Raw genomic sequence first — 13,500 nt, 5'->3', positions numbered from 1 at the left:
GAGGGAAAGGATGCAGAAGACAAAGAGTTATCGGAACTTAATATTGTGTTGCTGTATAGCTGGTATAGCGATGCTTCTTGCATTTTTTTTCCTGTATCAGACTTATATCCGGGATATCATCTATGAGGAACGGTTAAACCAGATGGAAGAGATTACCCATCAGATGTTTCAGAATCTGGAGGATGTGATTGATTCCCACTGGGACCGGGTAACGGAAGAATGCAATTATCTGAGAGATGCAAACATACAGACTACAGATGAACTCTGCAGACATATGAAAAAGAAATATGAATTATCAGCATATGCAGATCATAAGATCATGTTGGTGGCAGTGGATTCACAGGGCAGATATTATACAGAAGACGGATACATAGGACTTTTTCGTGATCTGGATTATTTTGAAGACAAACCCGAACAGATCAGTTTTGTTTTTGATTCTATGACAGATAACCAGTCAGAGATGGTGTTTTTGCAACGTTTGCCAGAAGCAATAGAACTTCAAAATGGAGAAGAGAAAACTACAATCTCTTATTTTGGAATTTCCCAGGATATGGAACAGCTGAATCCTTATTTTAGCTGTGATGCATATAACGGAAACAACAGTGTGTATGTACTGGATGATAATGGATTTAAACTGTTTAACAGCAATCAGGTGGAATTAATTAAAGGGCATAATGTATTTTCGGTTTTACAGAATATGAAATACCTTCACAATTCTTCTTTTGATAAAACAAAAGTGGAACTGGAAGAAAAAGGCTGTAGTTATTCTAATGCAATACTGGATGGTACTGAATATTTTTATGCATTAAAAAGACTGGAAAATGCGGAATGGACACTTATCTTTCTGGTTCCGGCAGAGTATGTTGCTACAAATACATTAAAACTTGTGAATTTTGTTATGGTATTTATCGTTATCTTTACGGTTATCGTAGCTGTCTGCGTTATGCTGGGAATTTCTTTTGTTATGCGTAGAAACCAGCAGGAAGCGATCCGTGCGGAGCGGGAAAATAATGCGAAGCTGGAAACAGTAAATACAGAATTACGGCAGGCAAAACAGGCGGCAGAGGAAGCTTTTCAGGTGGCACAGGAAGCGAACAGATCCAAAAGCAGTTTTCTTGCCAACATGTCTCACGATATTCGTACTCCTATGAATGCGATCATTGGTATTACGTCATTGATCAGATATGATGCCGGAGATAAAGGAAAGGTAATAGAGTATGCGGATAAAATTGACACTTCATCACAGCATCTGTTGGGGATCATTAATGATGTTCTGGACATGAGTAAGATTGAAGCTGGCAAAACGGTTTTCAAATATTCTGACTTTTCTATTGTGGATTTTATACAGGAACTTGACACGATATTTCATTCTCAAATATATGAAAAGAAGCAGACCTTTACAATTGCAAAAGAAAATATCCGGCATGAGTGGGTGAATGGGGATCGCGTCCATTTAATGCAGATTTTCAGCAACCTGCTGTCTAATGCAATAAAATATACACAGGAAGGCGGAAAAATTCAGTTTCTGGCAGAGGAATGTGAATCAAATTCATCTGTTTATGCAAAGTACCGCTTTTGGGTCAGCGATAATGGCATGGGAATGTCAGCAGATTTCAAAAATACAATTTTTGATGCGTTTACCCGTGCAGAAAATTCCATGACGAATAAGATACAGGGAACCGGACTTGGAATGGCGATTACCAGGAACCTGGTTGAGGCGATGGGAGGAACCATCGATGTGGAGAGTGAACTGGGGCTGGGAAGCTGTTTTGAGGTTCTCATAGATTTGAAAATTGCAGAGGACAGAACAACTGCTCTGGCGGCACAAGAAGAAACAGATGAGCAGGATGGAAATATCCTGCAGGGAATGAGATTCCTGTGTGCAGAAGACAATGAGCTGAACGCAGAGATCCTGACGGAACTGTTAAAGATTGAAGGTGCGGAATGTACCATCTGTGAAAATGGTGAAGAGATTTTGAAAGCATTTGAACAGTCTGCTCCAGGGGATTATGACATGATCCTGATGGATGTGCAGATGCCTGTTATGAATGGCTATGAGGCAACAAAGGCAATCCGCAGAAGCTCCCATGAACTGGCAAAGACGATTCCGATCATTGCCATGACCGCCAATGCATTTTCAGAGGATATCCAGCATTCACTGGCAGCTGGTATGAATGCACATGTTTCAAAACCGGTTGAGATGAAAATACTGGAAAAGACGATCAGAAGCATAAAATCCGGCGGGGGGGGGCACCGAACCGCAGGTCATTGAACAGTAACAAATGGCAGGGAATCAGATATAAAAAATACGAGAAGGATAATTAGGATAGACAGAAAATGAAAGGAAAAAAAGTGATTGCAGGCATTCTGCTTGCGGGAATTTTAGCAGTTACCCTGGCAGGGTGTAAAAACACAGATAACACGAAAGAAGAAACAGAAAAGCCTGTTATTACCCTCGGAAGCGATAACTATCCACCATACAATTATCTGAATGAGGATGGTGTACCGACTGGCATAGATGTAGAACTGGCTACAGAAGCTTTCAAAAGAATGGGATATCAGGTGGAGGTTGTCCAGATCAACTGGGAAGATAAAAAAGAACTGGTGGAGAGCGGAGAGATTGACTGTATCATGGGCTGCTTTTCTATGGAAGGACGTCTTGATGATTACCGCTGGGCAGGACCGTACATAGCAAGCCGTCAGGTGGTCGCTGTAAATGAGAACAGTGATATCTATAAATTGAGCGACCTGGAGGGAAAGAATCTGGCTGTTCAGTCCACAACCAAACCGGAAAGTATTTTTCTGAACCGGACAGATGATAGAATCCCCAAACTGGCAAATCTGATCAGTCTTGGACACCGGGAGCTGATTTATACGTTTCTGGGAAAAGGATATGTAGATGCAGTTGCCGCACATGAGGAATCGATTGTCCAGTATATGAAGGATTATGACGCAAGCTTCCGTATCCTGGAAGAACCTTTAATGCTCACTGGAATAGGTGTCGCTTTTGCAAAAGATGATGACAGGGGAATCTGTGAGCAGATGAGCCAGACTCTGGAAGAAATGCGTCAGGATGGTACATCCCTGAAAATTATTGAAAAATATCTGGATGATCCCCAGAAGTATCTGGAGGTGGATGATCTTGGATATTAAGAGAAGTAAAAAAGAAAAACGAATCCAGCGGCTGGGTGGTCTGATTGGAATCTGTGTGGCTGTAGTCTCTCTGTTTTATTTCTTCCACGCAGAAAAAGCAGAAGCAGAGAAAAGAATGGTGGAGATTGTAAATTATGTGAAAGTGCAGTGCTCCACCTACACCCATTATAATGAATCTTCGGAATCCAAAAGTCTCCTCCGTGCCATTGAAAGTGCCAGACAGATGAGTACAAATATTAAAATGGAAACAGAAAACGGCGGGCAGCTAAGCGAGGATTTTCTGAAAGAAAACCTGCAGACTCTCTGGGTGGATGGCATCATTGTACTGGATACAGAAGGAAAGATGGATTGCGAATACAGTACGGATGAATCTCTGGCCAATGAGATTACAGAGTATCTGCAAAAAGATATTATCATGGATTTTGACGGATATGAAGAAAGAACTTATTCGGAACGGTTTGACAGGGAAGATGGATCACATGTCGACATTGCAGCCTGTGCCAGAAAAGATGCACCGGGTATTGTAGCAATCTACTATTACACTTCTCCTGAATTTGCCAGAAACTATACACTGACGATACAAGGACTTTTAAACGGTTATAGTACTCAGAAAGATGGAACGGTTCTTGTTGCAGATGATGGGATTGTTGTTGCCAGCAATGATGAGAGTCTGTTAGGACAGAATACGGCTGAAAACGAAGTTGTTCAGGAAATGAAAAAGCATACAGACAGTCAGCACATTTATCATTTGAAGAATGAAGGAACAGGATGCTACGGAATCATGCTGAAGCAGAGGGATTACTATATTTATGCATATCTTCCGGATACAGAAGTGTTCCATAATCTTCCATTAAGTGTGATAAGTGTTATTTTTCTTTATTTTCTGATGTTCAGTATATTCTGGTTCTGGACATACAGAACCAATCTGGCGCACCGGAAACAGGAACAGGAAAAAGATGAAAAATATAAAGCAGAACTTCTGATAGCAGCAAAAAAGGCAGAAGCCGCCAATGAGGCAAAAACAGAATTTCTCCAGCGGATGAGCCATGATATCCGGACTCCGATCAATGGAATCTGCGGCATGGTCAATATGGCAGAACATTATGCAGGTGATTTGGAGAAACAGACGGAATACAGGACAAAGGTGAAAAAGGCGTCCAATCTGTTGTTGGAACTGGTAAATGAAATCCTGGATATGAGTAAGCTTGAGTCAGGCGAAATCGTTCTGGAAGAGATTCCATTTAATCTGAGCAGTATTTCAAGGGAAGTATTTGCTGTGATCAAGCAGATGGCTGCAGAACAGAATATCCGGATCGAGTGGGAGAAAAAAGAAATCACACACCGGGATTTTATTGGAAGTCCGGGGTATGTGAAACGTGTGATGATGAATATCCTGTCCAATGCGGTGAAATATAACAGAGAAAACGGACATATCTATATCAGCTGCATGGAAATCCCATCCGAACAGCCGGGAATGACCACAATGGAATTTGTCTGCCGGGATACCGGAATCGGAATGACTGAGGAGTTCCAGAAATGTGTATTTGAACCATTTGCACAGGAACACACAGGAAGCCGCACAAAATTTGCCGGAACAGGACTTGGGATGCCGATTGCAAAGAATCTGGTCGAGAAAATGGGCGGAGCCATTACCTTTGAAAGTGAAGAAGGCACAGGAACTACATTTGTGATCCGGGTTCCGTTCAAAATAGATATGAATGCGGATAAACGTGAAAAACAGAAGGATGTATCAGAAAAATCTATAAAGGGGTTGCATATTCTTCTGGCAGAAGATAATGAGCTGAACATGGAAATTGCAGAATTTATGCTCCAGAATGAAGGTGCTGAGGTGACGAAAGCATGGAATGGACAGGAAGCTGTTGAGCTATTCAGAAAAAGTAAACCTGGTGAATTTGATGTCATTCTTATGGACATTATGATGCCGGTTATGAATGGTTATGAAGCTACAAAGAAAATCCGTTCTCTGGACAGAGAGGATGCAAAGATGATTCCGATCATTGCAATGACAGCAAATGCATTCACGGAGGACAGACTGAGAGCTAAAGAAGCAGGAATGGATGAACATATAGCAAAGCCTGTTGATGGAAAATTATTAATAAATATAATTTATAAACTAATGAAACACAGTTTCAGGGGGAGTCATAATGAAAAAGAAAAAACGGAGTAAGTTACTTGCTGTACTTCTGGTGATGGCGACAGGCACATCACTTTTGTCAGGCTGTGGCAGAAAAATTGCAGAAAAAGAAGATGCAGAAACCATCACAGTGTATTTATGGAGCACCAGCCTGTATGATAAATATGCACCATACATCCAGGAACAGCTTCCGGATATCAATGTTGAATTTGTAGTCGGCAATAATGATCTGGATTTTTATAAGTTTCTTGATGAAAACGGTGGTTTACCGGATATTATAACCTGCTGCCGGTTTTCCCTGCATGACGCAAGTCCGCTGAAGGACAGTCTGATGGATCTTTCCACAACCAATGAGGCAGGTGCTGTCTATGATACCTACCTCAGCAGTTTTATGAACGAGGATGGCAGCGTAAACTGGCTTCCCGTGTGCGCGGATGCCCATGGTTTCGTGGTCAACAAGGACCTTTTTGAAAAGTATGAAATTCCGTTGCCAACCGATTATGAAAGCTTCGTTTCTGCCTGCCAGGCATTTGACGAGGTGGGAATCCGTGGCTTTACTGCAGACTATTATTACGATTATACCTGTATGGAAACACTGCAGGGTCTGTCTGCATCAGAATTGTCTTCTGTAGACGGACGCAAGTGGCGCACCACCTACAGTGACCCGGATAATACAAAGAGAGAGGGTCTGGATGGTACCGTCTGGCCGCAGGCTTTTGAACGTATGGAACAGTTTATCCAGGATACAGGGCTGAACCAGGATGATCTGGATATGAATTATGATGATATCGTTGAGATGTACCAGAGTGGTAAGCTTGCCATGTACTTTGGCACCTCAGCTGGTGTAAAAATGTTTCAGGATCAGGGCATTAACACAACATTTCTGCCATTCTTTCAGGAGAATGGCGAAAAGTGGCTGATGACGACCCCATATTTTCAGGTGGCCTTAAACCGCGACCTGACACAGGACGAAGCCCGCCGAAAGAAAGCAATGAAGGTATTGAAAACAATGTTTTCAGCGGAGGCACAGAACCGGATCATTAGTGATGGACAGGATCTGTTGAGCTACAGCCAGGATGTGGATTTCAGGCTTACGGAGTATCTGAAGGATGTGAAACCTGTGATCGAAGAAAACCATATGTATATTCGCATTGCGTCAAATGACTTTTTCTCCGTTTCCAAGGATGTGGTGTCTAAGATGATTTCAGGAGAATACGATGCAAAGCAGGCATATCAGTCATTTAATTCCCAGCTTCTTGCGGAAGAATCTGCTTCAGAGAATACCGTGCTGGATTCACAGAAATCCTATTCCAACCGTTTTCATAGCAGTGGGGGAAATGCGGCTTATTCGGTTATGGCAAACACTCTGCGTGGTATTTATGGAACGGATGTACTGCTCGCAACTGGGAACAGCTTTACGGGAAATGTACTGAAGGCAGAATATACGGAAAAAATGGCTGGCAGCATGATCATGCCAAACAGTCTTTCTGCGTATAGCTGCAAGATGAGCGGGGAAGAACTGAAAGAGACAGTCAGAAACTTTGTAGAAGGCTACCAGGGCGGCTTCATTCCCTTTAACCGTGGTTCGCTGCCTGTGTTCAGCGGGATTTCCGTGGAAGTCAAAGAAACAGATGATGGCTACACATTGAGTAAAGTTACAAAAGATGGAAAAAAAGTTCAGGACAATGATACATTCACGGTAACCTGCCTTGCGATACCAAAACACATGGAAGCTTATCTCACAGATGAGAATATTGTGTTTGAGGGAGAAGATACCTTTGTGAAAGATACCTGGACAGAATATGTTTCAGATGGTAATGCCGTTCTTGCAGAGCCTGAAGACTACATGACTCTGAGGTGAGAAGAATGGATATTAAGAATCGTAATAAAGGCAGAAAGAAACCTGGCATGGTAAAACGATCCCGGATTGCTGTCTTTACAGCTGTTTTACTGGGAATTGTTCTGATGGTTTTCCGATATTTTGACTTTGTGTCGAAAACCATTTATGAGGAAAGCGTTTCTCATCTGACAGAGATTTTTCATCAGTCTGATAATATGCTAAGGGAACTGACAGATAAGAACCTGACTTATCTCCATATATGGGGTGAGAATCTGCAAAATATCTCCAGTGAAGATGAAATCCGTCATTATATAAAGAATGCGCAGGAGGATGCCGGATTTTTGGATTTCTTTTTTCTGTCAGCCGACGGAAACTATAAGCTGGTGACAGGGGAAAACGGATACCTTGGATTACAGGAAGATATTGAAGAGGACATCCGGCAGGGAAATGATGTGATATCAAATGCAGCAGTTCCAGGAAAATCCCAGCTGCTTGTTTTTGCTACTCCCAGGGCTCATGGAAGCTATCAGGGATTTGAATATGATGCCATCGCCATTGCCTATGAAAACTCTGATATCGTAGATGTACTGGATATTTCTGCTTTCAATGGAAATGCACAGAGTTTTATTGTTCATCCGGATGGCCGTGTTGTGATCGATCATTCTTCTGAGTCATGGGGGAATGTATATAATTTCTTCGGTGTTCTGAGAGAGCATTCTGATATGTCGGAGAAAGAGGTCAATAAGCTTTCGGAGAAGTTTAAAGCAGGACATACCGGTGCGCTGCTGATAGATCTGGATGGAAGGAACTATTATCTGGTTTATGAAAAATCAGATATTCAGGACTGGGTATTTCTGGGACTTGTACAGGCGGATATTGTCAATGCCAGTATGAACAGCCTGCAGAGCAGTACAATGCTTCTTGTTGGTGCGGTCGTGTTCTGTATTGCTGCTTTTCTTATCAGTCTTATTATTCAAAAAAGCAGGACAAATCTCAGAAGAAAGGATACGGAGATCCGGTACCGGGATGAGCTGTTTCAAAAGCTTTCAATGAACGTGGATGATGTCTTTCTGATGCTGGATGCAAAAACATATCAGGCAGATTACGTCAGCCCAAATGCGGAAAATCTGCTGGGTATTACGGTAGAACAGATTCGTAGAGATATTCGTGTTCTGGGAAAATTGCATCCGGCGGAACATGAAGATCCGGAGAAAAATTATCTGGAAGAAATCAAGGTTCATGAACAGCGAGAATGGGATTTTGAATATGTTCATCAGAAAACAGGGGAAAAACGCTGGTTCCATAATATTGCAATGGGTAGTGAGGTAAATGGAAAAAAGAAATACATCCTGGTTCTGTCGGACCGTACCTCGGACTGGAAAATGAACCAGGCACTTTCTGAGGCAGTCCGTGCGGCGGAGACAGCAAACAGGGCCAAGAGTACCTTCCTTTCCAACATGTCTCACGATATCCGGACACCAATGAATGCGATCATCGGCTTTACCACACTGGCTGTAAGCAATATTGATGATAAAAACAGGGTTCGGGATTATCTGGGTAAGATCCTTTCCTCCAGTAACCATCTGCTTTCTCTGATCAATGATATCCTGGATATGAGCCGGATTGAGAGTGGAAAGATCCATCTGGAAGAAACGGAGGTCAGTCTGTCGGATGTGCTTCATGATCTGAAAACGATCATCAGCGGGCAGATCCATGCGAAGCAGCTGGAGCTCTATATGGATGCCGTGGATGTGACAAATGAGAATGTCTATTGTGATAAGACACGACTGAATCAAGTGCTGCTGAATCTTTTGTCCAATGCGATCAAGTTTACTCCTGCTGGCGGAACCGTTTCTGTCCGGCTGAAACAGTATCCGGGGTTCCAAAGAGGCAGTGAACTGTACGAGATCCGGGTAAAGGATAACGGAATCGGTATGAGTCAGGAATTTGTACAGAAGATCTTTTCTCCTTTTGAGAGGGAGCGGACTTCCACTGTGAGCAGGACTCAGGGTACAGGACTTGGCATGGCCATCACCAAGAATATTGTGGATATGATGGGCGGCACCATTGAGGTCCGGACAGAGCAGGGGAAAGGTACCGAATTTATCGTCCGACTGCCATTCCGGACTCAGCCTGAGCACCAACGTATAGAGAAGATCATAGAGCTGGAAGGTCTTAAGGCTCTGGTTGTAGATGACGATTTTAATACCTGTGACAGCGTGACAAAAATGCTTGTGAGGGTTGGAATGCGTTCGGAATGGACACTTTCCGGTAAGGAGGCTGTTCTGCGTGCACGACAGTCTATGGAGCTTGGGGATGCCTTCCATGCTTATATCATCGACTGGCGACTGCCGGATATGAATGGTATTGAGGTCACCAGACAGATCCGCAGTCTTGGTGACGATACACCGATCATTATTCTGACTGCTTATGACTGGTCAGACATCGAAGTGGAAGCCAGGGCTGCAGGAGTAACTGCATTCTGTGCGAAACCTCTGTTTATGTCCGATATCAGAGATACCCTGATGACTGCCATTGGCCAGAATCAGGCTGAGCAGGAGAAGCCTGTTCTTCCGGCGGCATGCTCAGATTTCAGAGGCAGATGTATACTGCTTGTGGAAGACAATGAGCTGAACAGTGAAATTGCGGTGGAGATCCTTAATGAATATGGCTTCCTGGTGGATACTGCAGAAAATGGGGCAGAGGCAGTAGAGAAGGTCAAGAGGTCGAAACCGGGCGGTTATGATCTGGTGCTGATGGATGTGCAGATGCCGGTAATGAACGGATATGAGGCCACGAAGCAGATCCGTGCCCTTAGGGATCCGGCACTGGCAGGAATCACCATCCTTGCCATGACGGCCAATGCTTTTGACGAGGACAGAAAGAAAGCGTTGGAATGCGGTATGAATGGATTCTTATCCAAGCCAATCGTTATAGAGGAATTGATCAGTACATTACAAAATAATCTGACAGATTAGTAATAAAAACCTGCTAAGAAGTTCGGTTAACAACTTTTTAGCAGGTTTTCAAATTATTTTTAAGCGTTAAAGCGGTGAGGTTTTTCTTGTGTAAAGTGGAGCAAGGGAGTATAATAAAATCAGTTTTTTTGTATAATTTTAAATGCTCTAATATGGAAATCGGCAAAACAGATGAAAGTCTGCGACGCAAAGCTACAGGGCCTGTAAAATGGCAGCCAGTTGCATGAAATGAGATGCGCTGCCTGTTTGGCAGCGTTTTTATCACCCGGGGCATTGCAGAGATGATGGAAATTACACAGCAGCAGTACACAGCAACAGGGATGAATGCACATATTGCAAAACCGATTGATATAAAAACAATACTTGCTGTTTTTGACCTGGTGTTTGGAACATCATAAAACACAAACGGATGAAGGAAATAAAAAATATGGATAAAAGTAGAAAAAAATCAGCCGTACTATTTGCATGTATATTTGTGGTCCTGGGAATGTGGATGATGTTATCGGTACACTGCCAGGCTGCTGAAACGAATAATGATGAAAAACAGCCACAGACCATCCGTGTCGGCTCATTTGAGGATACCTTTAATTATGTCGATAAAAACGGTGTCAGACGAGGTTATGGCTACGAGCTCATGCAGGCTCTGGCAGGTTATACCGGATGGAAATTTGAGCATGTGAAATGTGACTGGTCCAACTGTTTTGATAAGCTTGAAAATGGTGAGATTGATATCATGGGCGATATTTCTTACACCGATGAACGTGCACAGAAGATGCTTTTCCCGGATGAACCCATGGGTGAGGAAAAATATATCCTTTATGCTGATTTATCGGATACGGATATTGGGACGTCTGATTTCAAATCTATGGACGGTAAACGTGTAGGTGTGCTCATGGGTACTGAGCCTGAAATCATGCTGACAGAATGGGAAAATAAGAATGGCATACATACAGAACATGTAAATGTGAATAATAATGATGATGTCGAAAAGAAATTAGCGAATCATGAAATCGATTGTTTTGTATCTCTGGAGGAATCCATCTGGTCTGAACAGGGAATATCATCCGTTACCACGATTGGTAAATCCGGCATATATTTTGTAATAAATAAAGAGCGCAGCGATATCAAGACAGAGTTGGACTGGGCTATGCGTCAGCTGGATCAGGATAGTCCTTTTTTCAAGGCGGATCTGTATAAAAAGTATTTTACGCTTGATTATTGTCAAAGTCTTACAGGCGGAGAAAAGTCCTGGTTGGAAGAACATGATGGTATCCGGATCGGATTTCTGAGTAATGATGCGGCAGTATTTTCTCTGGACGAAGAGACTGGAAAACTTACCGGTATGCTGGCAGAATATTTCTCTTATGCCAAAGACTGTCTGGGAAATCAGACACTGGAATTTAATATACAGGAATATGATGATTATGATGAAATGCTTCAGGCTTTACAAGAACGAGAGATTGACATGATTTTTTATGCTGGCAGGAATCCATATTTTGCAGAAAAAAACGGATATACACTTACAAACACAGCCTGGACCTACAGCCTGATGGCGGTAACAGATGAGGAAAAATTTGATGAGAATAAGGTGTATACTGTAGCTGTGCCCAGGGAAAAATATGCCTTAAAACAGCATATTGCATTCAGTTATCCCCAATGGAAGCTTATAGATTGTGATTCGCTTGACGATGCAGCAGATATGGTCATTCATGAAAAAGCAGACTGTTTCCTCATGGGCGCAAGTCAGGCACTAATATATGATAACAGTCAAAATTTCAAGAGTATTCCACTTACAAAAACAATGGAGGCATGCTTTGCAGTTAGAAGTGGAGAGGGAACCCTCTTATCAATATTGAATAAAACCTTAAAGGCTATGCCGTCTGACATGCTTACAAGTGCACTTGCTATTTATGACAGTACAGCAGATAAGGTAACATTTTTGGATTTTGTAAAAGACAATATGCTTGCTTTTTTTGTTACGGCAGGATTTTTTGTACTCACTATCATTAGTATTATCCTCGTACTTTTACGGAAGGCAAGGAAAGCAGAAGCTGTCGCAAAGCTTGCTGCAAATGATACACAAAAGCTTAATGACAAGTTGGAAATCGCTCTGAAAAAAGCAGAAGAAGCTAATCTGGCAAAGACTCGTTTCCTTAACAATATGTCACATGACATCCGTACTCCTATGAATGCAATTCTGGGCTATGCACAGCTTATGGAGAATGAACTGAAAGGAAAGGATTTGCCTGAAACTTCAGAACATTTAAAAAAACTTCAGCAGTCAGGAAACCTCCTTCTGTCAATCATAAATAATGTACTTGATATGGCTCGGATTGAGAGCGGAAGGATGGAAATTGATGAGAACTATGGACGGATTGAGGATATCCGGCAGACTCTGTTTGAAATATTTGAGGATGAAGCAAAGAAAAAGAATCTTGCTCTTCATTACACAATAAATGTAGAACATGAAAATATACTGACAGATACTACCAAGGTAAAAGAAATATTTGTCAACATCCTGAGTAATGCCGTAAAATATACTCCAGCCGGTGGTTCTGTTATGGTAGATATAGATGAATTACCCTGCGAGGAGCCTGGGTACATGATTGTAAGGACCAGGGTGAGCGATACCGGAATTGGTATGAGCCAGGATTATCTGTCAAAAATTTTCGAAGCATTCACTCGTGAACGAAACACCACGAAGAGCAAAATCACAGGAAGCGGACTTGGAATGTCAATCGTAAAGAAATATGTTGATCTGCTCGGTGGAACAATCGATGTGGAGAGTGAGCTTGGAAAGGGCAGCACTTTTACTGTAACACTAAAACACAGGATAGCGGATGAAAGCTATTATGTAAAAAAACATGCTGAAAATCCAGAATCCTGCAGTGAAATACTTGAGGGAAGGAATATCCTTTTGGCAGAGGACAATGATCTGAATGCAGAGATTGCAGAAGCAATACTTGAGCGTGCAGGTCTTAAAACAGAACGTGTGGAGGATGGTATCCAGTGTGTAAACAGGATAATGCAAATGCCGGTTGGAACATATGATGTGATCCTCATGGATATCCAGATGCCTAAAATGGACGGTTATAAGGCAACACAGGAAATCAGAAATTTACCAGATAAGGACAAGGCGTGTATACCAATCATTGCAATGACAGCAAATGCATTTGAGGAAGATAAGCGGGAGGCTATTGCAGCCGGAATGAATGAACATATAGCAAAGCCAGTCCAGGCTGATAAGCTGCTGTCAATATTATCAGAAGTAATAAGGCAGCAGGAAAAATATTAATTGCATGTTATACTAATGGAGTGCCACTCTGGAAAATTGCATAGGACTTTTTTCTTTAAAGAGTGCTTTAACAATTTAA

General features: G+C 42.3%; 6 protein-coding genes and 1 riboswitch. All 6 genes read left to right on the top strand.

Annotation, left to right across the window (positions count from 1 at the left end):
• The first annotated feature begins 10 nt into the window (after positions 1–10).
• Positions 11–2,272: an ATP-binding protein gene (locus AB5706_RS04295; protein ID WP_347161028.1), complete on the top strand. Its 2,262-nt coding sequence runs from the start codon at positions 11–13 to the stop codon at positions 2,270–2,272.
• A 65-nt stretch (positions 2,273–2,337) separates the two neighbouring features.
• Entirely contained in the window at positions 2,338–3,153 is an 816-nt protein-coding gene (locus AB5706_RS04290) for a substrate-binding periplasmic protein (protein ID WP_173771457.1), read from the top strand.
• The gene (locus AB5706_RS04285; RefSeq protein ID WP_173771458.1) at positions 3,137–5,341 is read left to right on the top strand and encodes an ATP-binding protein; all 2,205 of its coding nucleotides are present in this window, start codon (positions 3,137–3,139) and stop codon (positions 5,339–5,341) included. Before AB5706_RS04290 ends, AB5706_RS04285 begins: the two co-directional genes overlap by 17 nt.
• Entirely contained in the window at positions 5,319–7,169 is a 1,851-nt protein-coding gene (locus AB5706_RS04280) for an extracellular solute-binding protein (RefSeq protein WP_173771460.1), read from the top strand. Before AB5706_RS04285 ends, AB5706_RS04280 begins: the two co-directional genes overlap by 23 nt.
• 5 nt (positions 7,170–7,174) lie before the next feature.
• Positions 7,175–10,126, top strand: a complete 2,952-nt coding sequence (locus AB5706_RS04275; protein ID WP_173771462.1) for a hybrid sensor histidine kinase/response regulator — start codon at positions 7,175–7,177, stop codon at positions 10,124–10,126.
• 151 nt (positions 10,127–10,277) lie between these two features.
• Positions 10,278–10,353: riboswitch (cyclic di-GMP riboswitch) on the top strand.
• A gap of 200 nt (positions 10,354–10,553) precedes the next feature.
• Positions 10,554–13,421 (top strand): ATP-binding protein, encoded by a 2,868-nt coding sequence (locus AB5706_RS04270; protein ID WP_173773299.1) that lies wholly within the window; start codon positions 10,554–10,556, stop codon positions 13,419–13,421.
• Positions 13,422–13,500: the final 79 nt, after the last annotated feature.

This window comes from Ruminococcus sp. RTP21484sp1_RTP21277st1_D2_RTP21277_210401, assembly GCF_040924225.1.
Classification (GTDB): Bacteria; Bacillota; Clostridia; order Lachnospirales; family Lachnospiraceae; genus Blautia_A; species Blautia_A faecis.
The sequence above is the reverse complement of the archived record's forward strand: the minus strand, read 5'-3'. Positions and strand labels throughout refer to the sequence as shown.

Coding starts and splice junctions, on each gene's coding strand:
- AB5706_RS04295 (WP_347161028.1), top strand. CDS start 11: ATGCAGAAGACAAAGAGTTATCGGAACTTAATATTGTGTTGCTGTATA.
- AB5706_RS04290 (WP_173771457.1), top strand. CDS start 2,338: ATGAAAGGAAAAAAAGTGATTGCAGGCATTCTGCTTGCGGGAATTTTA.
- AB5706_RS04285 (WP_173771458.1), top strand. CDS start 3,137: ATGATCTTGGATATTAAGAGAAGTAAAAAAGAAAAACGAATCCAGCGG.
- AB5706_RS04280 (WP_173771460.1), top strand. CDS start 5,319: ATGAAAAAGAAAAAACGGAGTAAGTTACTTGCTGTACTTCTGGTGATG.
- AB5706_RS04275 (WP_173771462.1), top strand. CDS start 7,175: ATGGATATTAAGAATCGTAATAAAGGCAGAAAGAAACCTGGCATGGTA.
- AB5706_RS04270 (WP_173773299.1), top strand. CDS start 10,554: ATGGATAAAAGTAGAAAAAAATCAGCCGTACTATTTGCATGTATATTT.